The organism is Bradyrhizobium sp. SZCCHNGR1005 (assembly GCF_032489995.1).
Taxonomy (GTDB): Bacteria; Pseudomonadota; Alphaproteobacteria; order Rhizobiales; family Xanthobacteraceae; genus Bradyrhizobium.
The window spans coordinates 140,966-155,941 of the sequence record NZ_JAUEZC010000009.1 but is presented as its reverse complement, the minus strand read 5'-3'; the positions used below and the strand labels follow the sequence as shown (position 1 = coordinate 155,941).

The following is a 14,976-nucleotide window of genomic DNA, read 5'->3' as shown; positions in this document are numbered from 1 at the left end:
TGATCGTTACTGATTGCGCACGCGGCCTGATCGCCGGCGGCCGCAGGGCACGGCGAGTGCGATGACGCACAGCGCGATCATCGCCAATCCCATGAATTCGAAAACCAGAGCGTCCACCAGCCGATCTCCCGACAGATCGCGAGAATTGTCGGGGCTGCGTTGACCATTTCTTAAACGCACGATCCCGCGCGTCGCGATGGTGGACGCGCGGTTAATAGCTCCGTGGAGCGGATTGACGCCCGGACCGGTCGCTACGTGCCGCAGAATGTCTGCAGCACCCGCTCCTCGGGCTGCGGCGGTTCGGCATAGGCGGCGAATGCCGGCTGGTCCTCATAAGGCTTGGCCAACACGGTGATCAGCTCTTCGAACGGCGCGAAATCGTCGTCTCGGACTGCGGCCGCGATCACCGCCTCGATACGGTGGTTGCGCGGGATGAAGGCCGGATTGACCGCGCACATCGCGGCCTGCCGTGCCGCGGGGGACGTCTCGCGTTCCTCCGCGAGGCGCTGGCGCCAGCGCGGGGCCCATTCGTCGAACCCGGCCGGCTCCGCGAACATGGCCCGGACCTCGGAGGTGTCACCGCTGCCCGCGGCGTCACTCAGGCGGCGGAAGGTGCGGGTGAAATCGGCCTGGCCGGCGGTCATGACGTCGAACAGCGCCTGGGCCAGCTCGCGATCGCCCTCGCGCTCGGTGGCCAGCCCGAGCTTGCGCCGCAGGCCGGCCTGATGGGCCGACGTGAACTGCTCGGCAAAGCTGTCGAGTGCGGCTTCCGCCTGCTTGATCGCGGTCTCCTTGTCCTCGTCGAGCAGCGGCAGCAGGCACTCGGCCAGCCGGGTCAGGTTCCAGAGCCCGATCCGCGGCTGATTGGCAAACGCGTAACGGCCGAACTCGTCGATCGAGGAGAACACCTGCTTGGGATCGTAGGCGTCCATGAAAGCACAGGGGCCATAGTCGATGGTTTCGCCGGCGACCGAGGTGTTGTCGGTGTTCATCACGCCGTGGATGAAGCCGATCAGGAGCCATTGCGCGATCAGTCGAGCCTGCCGGGCGATCACGGCATCGAGCAGGGCGTGATAGGGCCGTTCCGAGCCGATGATCTCAGGGTAGTGCCGGGCGATGACATGATCGGCGAGCTGGCGGACGGCCTCAACGTTGCCCCGAGCGGCAAAATATTGGAACGTGCCGACCCGGATGTGGCTGGATGCGATACGCGTCAGCACCGCGCCGGGCAGGGCGCCTTCGCGGTAGACCGGCTCGCCGGTCACGACCGCGGCCAGCGAACGGGTGGTCGGGATGCCCATCGCATGCATCGCCTCGCTGACGATGTATTCGCGTAAGACCGGCCCGAGTGCGGCGCGGCCGTCGCCACGGCGTGAAAATGGCGTCGGACCGGAGCCCTTGAGCTGGATGTCGCGGCGGATACCGTTCCGGTCCACGACCTCGCCGAGCAGGATGGCGCGGCCGTCGCCGAGCTGGGGAACAAAATGCCCGAACTGGTGGCCGGCATAGGCCATCGCGATCGGCTCGGCGCCTGCGGGCACGGTCTTGCCGGCCAGGATATCGGCGCCCTCGGCCGTCTCCAGCTCTTTTGGGTCGAGCCCCAGCTCCTCGGCCAGCGGCCGGTTCAGCTTGATCAGCCGCGGGGCGGCGACGGGCGTTGGCGCGACGCGGGCGAAGAAATTGTCCGGCAGCGCGGCATAGGAGTTCTGGAAGGGGAAATGCACGGTCATAGCGGTAAAGATAGGCGTGGCGCGCCGGCTTTTCGAGCCCAAACGGCCGTCAGTTGAGCTATCCTGCGGCAGCTCAATTCGGCGGCAGGCCCGGCGGCGGCATCCCGGCCCGGCGAACCGCGCCTGTCTCCCGCGGCTCGGCCGAAAAAGGATGAGCGCATTCGGTTGCCGCGCGGGGTTCGCTCGGCTAAACCGGCCGCGCATCGGCTGGCGCCTGAAGGCGCGGCCGATTCCCTCTCCTCAGACGATCGAATTCAGGACGACCATGCATCGCTACCGGACCCATACCTGCGGCGCGCTCCGCGAGAGCAACATCGGAGAGACCGTCCGCCTGTCCGGCTGGTGCCATCGCATCCGCGACCATGGCGGCGTGCTATTCGTCGACCTGCGCGACCATTACGGCATCACGCAATGCGTGGTGGACCCGGATTCGCCGGCGTTCTCCGCGGCCGAGAAGCTGCGCTCGGAATGGGTGGTGCGGATGGAGGGCAGGGTGCGCCACCGTCCGGAGGGCACCGACAATCCGGAGCTACCCACGGGCCAGGTCGAGCTTTACGTTGCCGACATCGAGGTGCTGGGGCCGGCCGGCGAGCTGCCGCTGCCGGTGTTCGGCGAGCAGGAATATCCCGAGGATATTCGCCTGAAATACCGCTTCCTCGACCTGCGCCGCGAGAAGCTGCACAATAACATCATGCGCCGCATGGCGATCATCGATTCCATGCGCCGCCGGATGAAGGAGCAGGGCTTCTTCGAATTCCAGACCCCGATCCTGACCGCGTCTTCGCCCGAGGGGGCGCGCGACTTCCTGGTGCCGTCGCGCATTCATCCCGGCAAATTCTACGCGCTGCCGCAGGCGCCGCAGCAATACAAGCAGCTGCTGATGATGAGCGGCTTCGACCGCTACTTCCAGATCGCGCCGTGCTTCCGCGACGAGGACCCGCGCGCCGACCGCCTGCCGGGCGAGTTCTATCAGCTCGACATCGAGATGAGCTTCGTCACCCAGGAGGACGTGTTCGCGGCCATGGAGCCCGTGGTCCGCGGGGTGTTCGCCGAATTCGCCGAGGGCAAGCCGGTCACCGAGGTGTTTCCGCGCATTCCGTTCGCGGAGGCGATCCGCAAATACGGCAGCGACAAGCCCGACCTGCGCAATCCGATCGAGATGCAGGATGTCTCCGAGCACTTCCGCGGCTCCGGCTTCAAGGTGTTCGCGCGCATGCTGGAGGACCCGAAGAACCAGGTCTGGGCGATCCCGGCGCCGGGTGGCGGCAGCCGTGCCTTCTGCGACCGCATGAACTCGTGGGCGCAGGGTGAAGGCCAGCCGGGCCTCGGCTACATCATGTGGCGCGAGGGCAATGAAGGCGCCGGCCCGCTTGCCAACAATATCGGGCCGGAGCGCACCGCGGCGATCCGCGAACAGCTCGGCACCAAGGACGGCGACGCCGCCTTCTTCGTCGCTGGCGATCCGGACAAATTCTGGAAGTTCGCAGGCCTTGCGCGCAACAAGGTCTCAGATGAGCTGAACCTCGCCGACAAGGATCAGTTCAAGCTGGCCTGGATCGTCGATTTCCCGATGTACGAGTACAACGAGGACGACAAGAAGGTCGACTTCTCGCATAACCCGTTCTCGATGCCGCAGGGCGGCCTCGAAGCGCTGCAGACGCAGGATCCGCTGACCATCAAGGCGTTCCAGTATGACATCACCTGCAACGGCTATGAGATCGCCTCCGGCGGCATCCGCAATCACAAGCCGGAAGCGATGGTGAAGGCGTTCGAGATCGCGGGCTATGGCGAGCAGGACGTGGTCGAGCGCTTCGGCGGCATGTACCGCGCGTTCCAATACGGCGCCCCGCCGCATGGCGGCATGGCGGCCGGCGTCGATCGCATCGTGATGCTGCTCTGTGGCACCACGAACCTGCGCGAGATCTCGCTGTTCCCGATGAACCAGCAGGCCATGGATCTGCTGATGGGCGCGCCGTCGGAAGCGACGGTGAAGCAGCTGCGCGAGCTGCACATCAGGACCAACCTGCCGAACAAGTAGGGACGATCTTTTTCCGCTGCGGCCTGCTGCTGAGGTCTCAGCAGCAGGCCGCAGCGGCGAAGCGAGCCTACCGCCTCATGCCCGCGGGTCCGTATTCGTTGGGCTTGCAATGACGGTCCCCGATGACGCAAGTTGCCCCCTGCGTTGGTCGGCTCCTAGGATACGATGGTCGAGGTCGGGTCGCTTCAAGTTCCGTTCGCTCCCGCGGGCGCCTCTGGCACCTGCCTGACTTGGATTGCGGGCGTGCTCGTCGGCACGTGTTGCCTGTGGCTGGCCGCGTTTACGGGCCTGCTCGCACTGGCCGATCTGGTCCATGTCGACATTCCGCAAGAGCTCGCCCGAAAATTGCCGCTGTTGCAATCGCGCCCACATCTGATCTTTGCGGGCGAAAGCCGGACCGAGTTCGGGGTCGACCCGCTCGTTGCGGCGAAGCTCCTGGGGCAGCAGCCGGGATTTGCGGTCAACATCGCCTATGAGGCTGGTGAGCCTCTCGCTGTGCTCGGTGCGGCGCGAGCCTTCCCTGACGTATTTGGTGACGCGCATGTTGTGCTCAGCGTCGCGCCTTTCATCTTTAACGAGGGCGTGCGTTCGGCATCAGTCTATCCGCTCGACGTCGCCGCGCGGATGAATGTCTTCCAGCAACTGGCGACATTTCTGCCGCTGCGGGTCGGGACCTTGGTCCGCTACATTCGTGCCTCCTTTTCGGCACGCCTCGCCGAGGTCCAGGGAGTGGCGAGGCATGGGACGGTACCGCCGGGCGGCGGCGTCCTGATGCTGAGCGGGAGAGCCCCGGATTATCCAAATCTCGGGCGGCATCCACACTACGAGCACTGGGACATTTCGGGGCCGAAGTCCCGCGCCGCCGTCGAGGCCATGTGTGAGATTGCCCGCCTGTCGCGCAAGCTCACCGTCGTGGAGCCGCCTTGGATTCCGGGCGATCGCAGCGCCGATGTCGAATGGCTCCGTTACGAAGCAGAGACTCTGCAGCTACTCCGGCATGCTGCCGATCGCTGCGGCTTTGCGCTCATCCATATCCCTGCCATAGACGGACTGACCGCGGCCAAGTTCAGTGACGAGATGCACGTGAATAAAGACGGGATGCCGATCTATACCCGCGGCCTGATCGCCCGGCTCGCTCACTAGCGCAATGCTGTTCTCCTCGTTCACATTCCTTTTTCAGTTCCTGCCGGCCACGTTGCTGGCCTTTGCCGCGGCGCGCCGCCACTCGCAACGCGCGGGCATCCTCGTTCTGCTGACCGCATCGCTGATATTCTATGGCGCCTGGAATCCGGCATATCTGCTGCTGCTCTCGGGTTCGATGGCCATGAATTTTACGCTCGGCCTGCTCATGGAGGACCGCAAGCGACGCCGGGTCGTCGGCATCTTCGGTGTCACCATCGATCTCGCACTGCTCGCATATTTCAAATATTCCAATTTCCTGCTCGACAGCCTGGGTGCAGTGACAGGCGCGCAATTCGCGCCGGCAAACGTCGTCCTGCCGCTCGGCATTTCCTTCTTCACCTTCCAGCAGATCGCGTATCTGGTGGACGTCATGCGCGGCGCGAAGGTGGAGCGCGACGTGGTGAGCTACGCGTTGTTCGTCAGCTTCTTTCCGCATCTGATCGCGGGTCCGCTGGTTCACCACGCGGAGATGATCCCGCAGTTCAAGCGAACGTCGAGCCACCGTGCGGCGGTGCTGGCTGCTCGGGCCGTGGCGATCTTCTCCGCCGGATTGTTCAAGAAGGTGATGATTGCAGATGAGCTGTCACAATTCGTGAGTCCGATCTTCACTCATCTGGATGCGGGCGGTACGGTGCCGCCACATTTCGCCTGGCTTGCGACACTCGCCTACACCTTGCAGATCTATTTCGATTTCTCCGGCTATTCCGATATGGCCATCGGGCTCGCGTTGCTGTTCGGCGTCCGCCTGCCGGTGAATTTCCGCTCTCCCTACCGTTGCCTGTCGATCATCGAGTTCTGGCGGTGCTGGCACATTACGTTGTCGCGCTTCTTGCGCGACTACCTTTACATCCCGCTCGGCGGGAATCGGCAAGGCAGCGGGCGCCGGTATCTCAATTTGATGATGACAATGCTGCTCGGCGGCCTCTGGCATGGGGCGGGGTGGAATTTTGTGATCTGGGGCGGGCTGCATGGTGCCTACCTCGTCACCAACCATCTTTGGCGGAAGCTGCGCGGAACGGATGGCAAGCCCAAAGCAGCAGCCACGCGCGTGCTGAGCTGGTCCGTCACTTTCGGAAGCGTCGTGCTTGCCTGGGTATTCTTTCGGGCGGCAACGCTGGGCGGCGCACTTCGGATGTTTAGCGGGATGTTCGGGTATCCGCTGGAGGGGCCTGCCTACGTTCCGTCCGGCGTGTTCACCACCTTTGGCCTGCCCATCTGGGTCGGCTCGGACGGCTTCTTCTGGCTCGGCGCTACCATGATGACGTCTGCGTTCGTCATCGCGATTGGGCTGCCGAACGCGCTGCAGATTCTGGGTTACCGGGAATATCGCCGTCCGCCCGTGCATGTCGGCACGCTCCGCTGGCGCCCCTCAGCCGGTTGGGCGGCGCTGGTTGCGGCGGCGCTGACGGTGTCTTTGTTCGGCATGTGGCAGCGACTGGAGTTCTTGTACTTCCAGTTCTAAACGGAGCAGGGCGGGCGGCCCCTGTCAGCAGCTCTTCTGCTGCACATGCTGGATGCAGGTACACGTCGCGGTCGCGGGGTATTTGACGTCGTAATAGGGATAGTTCGACGTGGTGGGACCGTTGGTCGAGCAGCGTGGAAACAGATAGTAGCTGTCGGACAGCGTCACGTTGCCCACGACCCCGGAGCCGAGATTGGGTTTATAGGTATAGGAAACCTCGCCCAGGATCAGGGAGATGTTGGCGTTGGTTGGCGTGGTGTTCGAGGTGAAGGCGGACAGTGTCATCGGTTGGCCGACGGGCCTCGCCGCCGTCGAATTGGTCGACTGGCTCCATTGCACGGTCGCATTGCCGTTGCCGTCGGTGGAGACCTCGGACACCGTGACCGTGATGAGCGGGCCGTTGCTGTCCGTCACGGGATATGGCGCCATGATCGAGGACGAAGCCTGAAGAATGGCTTGCATCTGAGTCGCAGTGACCTGCGTGTTCTGCGAAATCATGTCGGCGACGCTGTGCGAGGTCTCGCTGACCTTGACATTGATGGCCAGCCCGTTCCCGAGTTCGATGCCGCCGAGATACAGCAGCAGCATGAGCGGCAGCACGATGGCGAACTCCGTCGCCGCCACGGCCTTGGCGTCGGTCCATAGCCCCCGCACTCGGAATGACAGGCCGGCGAGCATATCTGACTCCTTAAGAGGACGGCTCATTCTGGAACGCAGCGGAGGCCATGAGCAGCCTGTTGCCGGTCGACAGATTCGAGAGATTGAAACCAAGTGGCCCCAGCATGACCGGCCAGACGTACATCACCCGGAGAACGACGATATCGCCGGCGTGGCCGGCGTTGAATTGCCAGCTGTTGCTGACGTTTCCGTTGCTGTCATAGGTCAGCGTGGGCATGCCCGTGTTGGTTGACGTCCACGAATTGGCGACTTGCAAGTCGACCATCAAGCTGTTGCAGTCGAAGAAGATGCGGATATTGCCGCAGACCTGCTGCTTGAAGGTTGCCTGATCCATGTTCTGCGTCTGCACCTGTCCGGTCATGACAAGGCGCGCGGATTGACTCGCGACCGTCTCCAGCAGCTGCTGAGCGAAGAAAACCAGGAAGGTTTGAAAGAGTGCGATGATGAGGGCAAGGAACGGTGCGGCAACCAGGGCGAATTCGACGGCCGTCGCACCCTTGCTGTCCTTGACGAAGGCGGTGCAGCTCTTGCTGCGCGCCTTCGCCGATGTGAGGTCCGGTGCAGTCATGGGCTGATCCTACTGCACGAGGCTGGCCGTGCTTGATGCGACCTTGAGGAAGAGGTTCGTCAGCGCGGTCGAGATGTCGCCGCCGGTCTGAACGTCGGCGAAGAAACCGGGCGAGGCGCATGATTGCAGGTTTTTCGCGATGGTGCCGGTTGAGGACGAAGGCTCGTCGTACGGGTCTACCCAAGTCATATACCAGTTGTCGGTCACCGGGATATTGGGGGTCTTGAGTTGCAGGTACTCGGTGTAGAGGATCGCGATCTTGATGCCTCGGTTCTTGATGGTCGTGCAGATCGAGGTGTCGAGCGGCTGCTGGCATCGACTGTTGGAGGCGAAGGTGCCGTTGGGGCAAGTTGCGGAGATTTTGTCTTCGAAGCCGTCGGTGACCAGGAAGATCACCTCCTGGGGCGTATCTCCAGACGTGTTGCTGCCAAGACCGGGAGTAGGCATGCTGTTGTTGAGGCTGGTGAGCGCGCCGGCGATGTTGGTCCCGTTGTCGGTCTTACAGTTGCTCGTCGTGACGACGCAGTTCTGGTAGACGACCGGCATCAGCGCAATGTTTGAAACTGAGGTTCCTGCCGCCGTCGGGGTGGTCAACGAGGCCAGTGTGTTCAAACCCAAGTCGAACGTATAGAGGGCCGCTTTATAGGTGGTGTTGTTCAGGGCTGACATGCACTGCATGACGCCCCCCGATACGCCTGGCTGCGGACAGTTCGACCACGAATTGAGCAACTGGTTGACGGCGCTCGTCACGAGATCGATCCGCAAGGTGATATTGTTAGCTCGTGCGATCGCGAGGTTATCCTTGGTCCCGCCGTCGTGAGCGATATTGGTTTCATGACAGGCGAAGCCGCAATTCTGCGACGATGTCGCTTTCTGGTATTTGGGTGCGGTGTAGGCGATAAGGTTGCTGATGTCGGTCGCAGTCGCGCCGATCCCCATCGACGGCGAGTCATCCAGCAGCAGGTAGAAATTCATGTTGGGCGCGCTCGAGGCTTTAGCCACAGCGGAGCCCTTGAGCTGCCACGCCGGAGTCCCGAGGAGGGACGGGAAATTGTTGATGGATTGCGCGGTATAGGCAACGGTGATGGTGCGCTGCAGGCCGGAATCGGTGACCGTGATCGTGGGCGCCGGCACGGAGACCAGACCGGGAAGATTCGCCTTCGCCGCAAAGACGGCCGCTGCTGTCTGCTGGACGACGGTGGCGTTTGTCTGATTCAACATTGCCGGCCTGACGGCGGCGATCGCCGCAGCATCGGCGGCCGCGTCCAATTGGCCCTGCTTGCGCACAGCCTGGGTGTAATCGAGCGCCATGCCCAACAAATAGATCGTCGGCACCATCATCAGCGCGAATGTGATGGCGACGTTGGCCTCACGATGTCTTGCGAAGCGCAGCACCAAGCCGCGTAGCATTGCTGTCACCCTCATTGCCGTTCCCGCGGGAGACACTCGTCTGTGGCACGGTCCCGATTGCGGATCGGAGAAAGCAAACAAGCTTCCGCCGCCGCTCACCTCGCGGCAAAGCGGAACTATGAGGATGCGCCATTAAGCAATGCTTACTTGCGTTTTGGGAATATCGGTCCGCTGAGATGTCGTTGGGCCAGGCGGACGACCGTTGTTAAGGGAGTCTAAAACGGATTGGTAGGATTTTAGGGGCCTAGGCTGGGCTGCCCGCGGCCGGCCGGCGATGCGGCAGCATGCGAGTCAAAACGTCGTCGCGGCGGACTACGTGATGAAACAGCGCGGCGGCGACATGCAGCCCGACGACAGGCCACGCGATCCATTTGCCGACGAAATGGTGGATGGCATCGACCGGCGGCTCGAAGGTCTCCCAACTGATCCCCAGCCCGTCTTCGATCCAGCCGAACAACATGGTTTCGCGGAAGCTTGCCACCTTGAACAGGCCGAAATCGGTGCTGGCGTCGGTGCCGATATAGCCGGTCAGCGGCAGCAGGATCAGCAAGCCATACAGTCCCGCATGCGCCAGCTGAGCGAGCCGGTGTTCGACCGCAGAGCCGTGCGGCGGCTCCGGCTGCACATTGATCAGCCGCCAGAACAGGCGCGGCAGAACCGAGAAGCCCACGAAGAGTCCAAGCACCCAATGGATGTTGAGAACCGGCAGGGATTCATCCGAACTATCGTCCATGAACCAGATGACGTAGTAGACGACGATATAGGCGGCGATGAAAGCGGCGGCGCTGGTCCAATGAAACAGCTTGGCCAAGGCACCGAACTCGAATTTCGTATTCTTCCATCGCATGACGTGTGTCTTTCAAGATTGCACGGCCATTCTCCGCTGTCGTCATTGGACGACGAACTCTGGACCGCTGCGCAGCGAGCCCGATACAGGGGAGGACCATGGGCGCGTGTCTGGCGTGCAGCTATAGCCGACGCGACTGACGCTTTGTTGAAGAGGGAGGCCGCAACGCGGCTTTTCCCATCAAACCGATCTCAATTCGTCGTTATCAGATCCCCGTGTTCGATCAGGCGAGGATGCGCGGTGCGGCAGTTGCCTTATCCCCGCTATTGGGTGTGCCGGTCGGCTCGATCAGCAGGATGTGCACTTCGCCGCGGGCTACCGGCCGGTGTTCGATCCCTCTTGGCACCACGAAGACCTCGCCGGGATTGAGGGTGACGGTGCGATCCCGCAGCTCGATGTCGAGCGTGCCCTTCAGCACCAGGAAGAAATCGTCGGTGTCGTCATGCTTGTGCCAGTGGAATGGCCCTTCGAGCTTGGCCACCATGATGTCATTGTCGTTGTAGGTCGCGACCGTGCGCGGCGAGAAGCGGTCGGTGAACGTTGCGAGCTTCTCGGCGAGATTTGCGGGGGTGTTCATTGTGCTGGCCTGGCTGGAATCCGAAAGTCGTCGATCATCGGGCGACGATGACCCGATCGTGGCATATCTGCCGGCTCACGTTCTAGCCACTGTGCTGTAAGACGTCAGCAGCAGAGAAGGCGGACATTCGCTGTCAGCTTTCGGGTGGGAATGCGCGCTCCATTTGCCGATATCTGCTGCACCGAGCAGTTCACCCCGGAGCCGAGCATCATGCATATACGAACGGAACCATCGATCCTTTACTTTGGAACCCCGGTGGTCCTCATCAGTACGGCCAATGCGGATGGCAGTTACAATCTGGCGCCGATGTCGTCGGCATTCTGGCTGGGGTGGCGTTGCATTCTGGGACTGGCGGCCCACTCGAAGACGCCGCAAAACATGCTGCGCACGCGGGAGTGCGTGCTCAACCTGCCGGATGTCGGCTGCGCTTCGTTGGTGGACAAGCTCGCCCTCACCACCGGCTCCGATCCGGTGCCGGATAGCAAGAGAGCGCGCGGCTATCGTTGCGAGAAGGACAAGTTCGGCATCTCGGAGTTCACGCCGGTGCCGTCCGAGACGGTGGCCCCGCCGCGGGTGAAGCAATGCCCCGTGCAGATGGAGTGTGTGGTTGAGGCCCATCACGATCTTGCCGGCAACGATGCAGCGTTGCGTGGCCGTGTCCAGATCTTCGAGGTTCGGGTCCAACGGGTCTATTGTGAGCAACGTATCCTCAACCCGGCGGATCCGAACAAGGTCGATCCCGACCGGTGGCGGCCGCTGATCATGAGTTTTCAAAGGTTCTACGGCCTTGCGCCGGAACAGGTGCATGAATCGACGCTTGGAACGGTCCCCGAGCATCTCTATCGGGGACCGGATATCGATCGATCGCGCACACTGAGCGAGCGTTCGGAAGGCGCGCATGGCATTCGCTTGGACGGCTCGCGGGCATATTGAAGCGTTTGCCGCCGTCAGGCGTCTTGCGGGCGCGCGCGTTTTGGCACGATGGCAGTGCCAAACACATGATCCCAGAAGCTCGTCGTGACGCCGAAATTACCCGGCTTGGGATCGCGATGATGGCGCAGATGCCGGAGTCGATGCTTGCGCAGCCATGAGTCTTCGCTCAGCGGCCAACGATGTACCGCGTCGTGGACCGTCAGATACAGAACGTAACCGAGGATCAGGCCGCTCGCGCTTCCGCTTGCGATCTCGACGTCCGAGACGCGTGCGACCAGGAAGAACCATGAACAAAAAATGACGGCGCTGACCCCGATCGGCGCTCCGACGAGGTCGGATGGACGGGCGTGATGCATCCCGTGGAGATCCTTGAGAACAGGCGCTTCATGGTACAGGAACCGGTGCACCAGATATTCGGCGAGCGTCCAGAGTATCGCTCCGCAGGCGGCTGCGACGAACCAGCGCGGGTGCAATGCCAAGCCGCTGTCCGCAAGTTCATAGAGCAGCAGTCCGGCGACAACGATCGGATAGATGTACAGCTCGGCGTAGTAAGTGGTCCTCGATTGGTTCACGTCGTCCCCACACGCAACATGACGAAAAGTGACCGTCGCGGCCCCAAGGACAGCAGCCGTAAGGATTGGCATTTGGCGGAGGCAGCGTCGATTCGAGGCCCGGTCGGTCTGCCGAATAGCAGAGGTGTACGGCACCAGCGTGAATGGACACGGCGCCGCTGCCGATCACAGCACAGTCGCCCGACGGGCGATCTTCGCATGCCCCTTCTGCACCAACTGCCTGTCGTGCCACTCTGTCGCAGGCTTGCGCGCTTGCCGTGTCGGGCAAATCAGGACGATCTTTCCGCGCATCCCGCCTCGATGAAGAGGGACGTTTCGGCCGATCGTCACGAACGGTGAGGCGGGGAGCGGTGGACGTGGAGGCGCCAACAGACGATGAGCGCCGAGACGGACGGTCAAGTCGCGTGGTCCTGGCATCCCGACGCTGATGCCCTGCGCAACGCGTTTCACGCGTCGTCGCACATGGTGGCCAACAAGCCCGGCGCACCAGGGAGATCGCGAAGCAGCCGTTAAAACCATCGCGCAGGGAATGCCGGTTGATCGGCTGCACCTGTGGTAACTGCCGCCTGCTTTTCTTGTTGCAGGCGGGCCATGGGTGAGGCCTTCACCCGGCATTCCCTGCGCTCTCTTCGCTTTCGAAGGGGCGACCTGACACGCACAACCCGGGTGTGATTGCGCCGCGGGACGGCGTCAGCGCGTCAGCTCACTTCTCTTGGCGACGCTCGATCGAGCGCCGCGTCACGAAGGCATTCAAGCGATGACCGAGTTCGCTCGCTCTCAATCCGTCATTTCACCTCGGTACGAGAGATGTGTTTCATTGGTCTCACAGCCCCGTCGAGGCCTCGATCTTGAACTGCGTGAGCGCCATCGACGGATCAGTTTTCAGCAACTGGACCAGCTGCAGCGCCGGCACCTTGGCGCGCGGCGTCAGCTTGAGCGTCAGCGTCTGCCGCGGCGTCTCGATGAAGCGGCTGATGGCCTCCACGGCGGCCGCGACGTCAGGGTTGTCGACGGCAAATTGCTGGCTGCTGTCCTTGAAGCTGGCAACCAGGGCTTGTCTGGCATCCTCTCGCGTCATCGTGTGCGTGCGCGCATATTGCGCGACCAGAAGATCGATCGCACCGAGATCGCGCAACGACAGCTCGAGCCCATTGGCCTCGATCTGCGCGGCCATCGCAGCCGCGGCCTGCGGATCTGGCGTGAACAGCCCGCGCGGCACATGCGCGAGCGACAGGTTCGCGGAGGCGCCGAGCAGGTTGGCGAGATCGAGCTTCACCGGCGAGAGCGCAAAGCTGCTGGAAGTCTCGGTCCAGGCGGCGCCGAGATCGGCATCCAGCGCCAGTTGGTCGATGCCGGCTGCGAGCAGCGGCAGCAGGGCCGGATTGGACGGATCGATCGGCCCCGCCAGCTTGGCCGTCAGGTGGGCCTGGGTCGGGAACGGCCCTATGAACTGGCCCCAGTTCAGCGCGACATTATCGATCCGGACCTGCTTCTTGCTGGACTTGAACGGGGCTTCGAGCCCCTTCAGCTCGATGCCTTCGACGAGTTTCAGCATCGCCAAGGCCGCGCCGCGCTGTTGCGGCACGGATTTATCGGCGAATTGCGCGCTGAGCCGCATCATCCCCGCGACGTCGAACGCTTTCAGCGCGAAGCGTCCGAGCTTGACGGGTCCCTGCGGCGATCGGGCATCCAGCCCCTCGGCGGCGATATCGGCCTTGCCGTCCCGCAGGTCGAGGCTGACGGTGGCGAGCTTGACCGGACCTTCCGGGGTCTCGGCCGAGAGGCCGCGCAGTTCGACCCGATCGATCTGAAGACCGTCATAGATGCCCGCAACTTTCGTCAGCAACTCGCGGGCCTGTTCGGGAGTCGGCTGCGCCCCAGCCGGCGGAAGCGCCGTGAGGAGCGCGGGCAATTGCAGTTTCGCAGGCCGCAAGCTCATGGCTTCCGCGCTGATCCCCTCGATCCGCATCCGGATGCCCTGGTCGGTGGCGATCTCATAGGCGCCGGTCGAGACCCGACCCGAGACGGGGTAGATGTGGTCGTCATTGGCCTTGTCAGGGTCCAGCGCCGCGAGGGCCACATTCGCATCGAAGTCGATCTGGGCGATATCGGCAATGTGGCCGCGCATCTTGCCTGGCGTCGTGTCGGTCTTGCCGTCCGGCTGGGGCAGGCTGGCCGTGAACGTCACCTTCTCGATCTTCTGGCGCGCGATCCGGCCGTTCTTGATGCCCTCGATCGTCAGCCCGGTATAGCTGACGTCGGTCGTCCCGGGGCCCGACACGATGGTGGCGTCGACGCGAGGGATGGAGGCGGAGGAGGCGCTGAGGGCGACGAACTGTTCGAGCACGGCGCGATAGACATCGAGGATCGACGTGCCCGCCGGCGGCCGCTGCAGGTGCGTCGGGCCGGAGTAATCCTTCAAGAGCAGCTCGGGTACCTTGTAGGTGATTTGTGCCGCCGAGGGGGCCGGGAGCTGAGCGCCGAGCTCGAGGTCTTTCAGCTCGATGCTGGCCGCGGCGACACTGGCGGCGTCAGGCTGGCTCACATCTGCCGCCGTCAGGCTTCCGATCTTCACCCGCACGGGCGGATCGCTCGCCGTCTCCGTGGTGATGTCTGCGATCGCCAGCGTCCGCGCCCGCCAGTCGAACGCGACCTTGCCGTGACTGGCCTTGCCGCCGCCGGCGCGAATCTGGTCGAACGCCGCGTCGACCTCCGCGGTGGCGCGATGCTGAGCGTACCAGCCAAAGCCGAAAAAGCCCGCGACTGCAATTGCAACCGCAGCGAGAATGCCCGCCAGAATCCGTTTCATTCGATGCCCCGCTCACGGTTTAGGCAATGGTCAAAGCAATGGTCATAGTCTTGGCAGAATGGATCGGGTAGGGATGTCCTTCTGTAGCCTTGAGAATTTGCCGCCCCCGCCTGTTGATCGGCATGGTTTCGGATGTTGCACGAAAGCTGTTTCGCGTGCTTCACATGCGT

12 protein-coding genes are annotated in these 14,976 nt (G+C 63.1%); 4 read left to right on the top strand and 8 right to left on the bottom strand.

Annotated features, from left to right (window positions below):
- Positions 1-251: 251 nt before the first annotated feature.
- A complete protein-coding gene (locus QXZ85_RS29225; RefSeq protein WP_316175345.1) occupies positions 252-1,730 on the bottom strand; it encodes a protein adenylyltransferase SelO in 1,479 nt (492 codons plus the stop codon).
- A 265-nt stretch (positions 1,731-1,995) separates the two neighbouring features.
- Between QXZ85_RS29225 and aspS the strand changes: the two genes are divergently transcribed.
- From aspS to QXZ85_RS29210, 3 genes are all read left to right on the top strand, one after another.
- Positions 1,996-3,768, top strand: a complete 1,773-nt coding sequence (aspS, locus tag QXZ85_RS29220) for an aspartate--tRNA ligase (protein ID WP_315703550.1) — start codon at positions 1,996-1,998, stop codon at positions 3,766-3,768.
- A gap of 243 nt (positions 3,769-4,011) precedes the next feature.
- Positions 4,012-4,911, top strand: coding sequence for a hypothetical protein (locus QXZ85_RS29215; RefSeq protein WP_316175346.1), 900 nt, complete (start codon positions 4,012-4,014; stop codon positions 4,909-4,911).
- Between the two features lie 4 nt (positions 4,912-4,915).
- Positions 4,916-6,412: an MBOAT family protein gene (locus QXZ85_RS29210; protein WP_316175348.1), complete on the top strand. Its 1,497-nt coding sequence runs from the start codon at positions 4,916-4,918 to the stop codon at positions 6,410-6,412.
- A gap of 24 nt (positions 6,413-6,436) precedes the next feature.
- Here the strand turns inward: QXZ85_RS29210 and QXZ85_RS29205 are convergent, their stop codons facing one another.
- The 5 genes from QXZ85_RS29205 to QXZ85_RS29185 all read right to left on the bottom strand — a co-directional run bounded on the left by QXZ85_RS29205 (position 6,437) and on the right by QXZ85_RS29185 (position 10,492).
- The gene (locus tag QXZ85_RS29205) at positions 6,437-7,090 is read right to left on the bottom strand and encodes a TadE/TadG family type IV pilus assembly protein (RefSeq protein WP_315703553.1); all 654 of its coding nucleotides are present in this window, start codon (positions 7,088-7,090) and stop codon (positions 6,437-6,439) included.
- A gap of 10 nt (positions 7,091-7,100) precedes the next feature.
- Positions 7,101-7,658 carry a TadE/TadG family type IV pilus assembly protein gene (locus QXZ85_RS29200; protein ID WP_316175350.1) on the bottom strand — a complete coding sequence of 186 codons (558 nt, stop codon included), beginning with the start codon at positions 7,656-7,658 and terminating at the stop codon, positions 7,101-7,103.
- Between the two features lie 9 nt (positions 7,659-7,667).
- Complete coding sequence (locus tag QXZ85_RS29195; RefSeq protein WP_315704262.1) at positions 7,668-9,068, bottom strand: pilus assembly protein TadG-related protein; 1,401 nt, start codon at positions 9,066-9,068, stop codon at positions 7,668-7,670.
- Positions 9,069-9,312: 244 nt separating this feature from the next.
- Positions 9,313-9,915 carry a cytochrome b gene (locus QXZ85_RS29190; protein WP_315703555.1) on the bottom strand — a complete coding sequence of 201 codons (603 nt, stop codon included), beginning with the start codon at positions 9,913-9,915 and terminating at the stop codon, positions 9,313-9,315.
- A 223-nt stretch (positions 9,916-10,138) separates the two neighbouring features.
- Positions 10,139-10,492, bottom strand: a complete 354-nt coding sequence (locus tag QXZ85_RS29185; RefSeq protein WP_315703556.1) for a cupin domain-containing protein — start codon at positions 10,490-10,492, stop codon at positions 10,139-10,141.
- 150 nt (positions 10,493-10,642) lie between these two features.
- On the opposite strand from QXZ85_RS29185, the gene QXZ85_RS29180 reads away from it, so the two are divergent.
- On the top strand, positions 10,643-11,425 hold the full coding sequence (locus QXZ85_RS29180; protein ID WP_315703557.1) for a flavin reductase family protein: 783 nt from the start codon (positions 10,643-10,645) through the stop codon (positions 11,423-11,425).
- Positions 11,426-11,439: 14 nt separating this feature from the next.
- On the opposite strand, the gene QXZ85_RS29175 is transcribed toward QXZ85_RS29180, so the two are convergent.
- Together QXZ85_RS29175 and QXZ85_RS29170 are read right to left on the bottom strand one after the other, a co-directional pair.
- A complete protein-coding gene (locus QXZ85_RS29175; protein WP_315703558.1) occupies positions 11,440-12,132 on the bottom strand; it encodes a sterol desaturase family protein in 693 nt (230 codons plus the stop codon).
- A gap of 688 nt (positions 12,133-12,820) precedes the next feature.
- Complete coding sequence (locus QXZ85_RS29170) at positions 12,821-14,806, bottom strand: hypothetical protein (protein ID WP_315703559.1); 1,986 nt, start codon at positions 14,804-14,806, stop codon at positions 12,821-12,823.
- Positions 14,807-14,976 lie beyond the last annotated feature (170 nt).

Coding starts and splice junctions, on each gene's coding strand:
- QXZ85_RS29225 (WP_316175345.1), bottom strand. CDS start 1,730: ATGACCGTGCATTTCCCCTTCCAGAACTCCTATGCCGCGCTGCCGGAC.
- aspS (WP_315703550.1), top strand. CDS start 1,996: ATGCATCGCTACCGGACCCATACCTGCGGCGCGCTCCGCGAGAGCAAC.
- QXZ85_RS29210 (WP_316175348.1), top strand. CDS start 4,916: ATGCTGTTCTCCTCGTTCACATTCCTTTTTCAGTTCCTGCCGGCCACG.
- QXZ85_RS29205 (WP_315703553.1), bottom strand. CDS start 7,090: ATGCTCGCCGGCCTGTCATTCCGAGTGCGGGGGCTATGGACCGACGCC.
- QXZ85_RS29200 (WP_316175350.1), bottom strand. CDS start 7,658: ATGACTGCACCGGACCTCACATCGGCGAAGGCGCGCAGCAAGAGCTGC.
- QXZ85_RS29195 (WP_315704262.1), bottom strand. CDS start 9,068: ATGCTACGCGGCTTGGTGCTGCGCTTCGCAAGACATCGTGAGGCCAAC.
- QXZ85_RS29190 (WP_315703555.1), bottom strand. CDS start 9,915: ATGCGATGGAAGAATACGAAATTCGAGTTCGGTGCCTTGGCCAAGCTG.
- QXZ85_RS29185 (WP_315703556.1), bottom strand. CDS start 10,492: ATGAACACCCCCGCAAATCTCGCCGAGAAGCTCGCAACGTTCACCGAC.
- QXZ85_RS29180 (WP_315703557.1), top strand. CDS start 10,643: ATGCGCGCTCCATTTGCCGATATCTGCTGCACCGAGCAGTTCACCCCG.
- QXZ85_RS29170 (WP_315703559.1), bottom strand. CDS start 14,806: ATGAAACGGATTCTGGCGGGCATTCTCGCTGCGGTTGCAATTGCAGTC.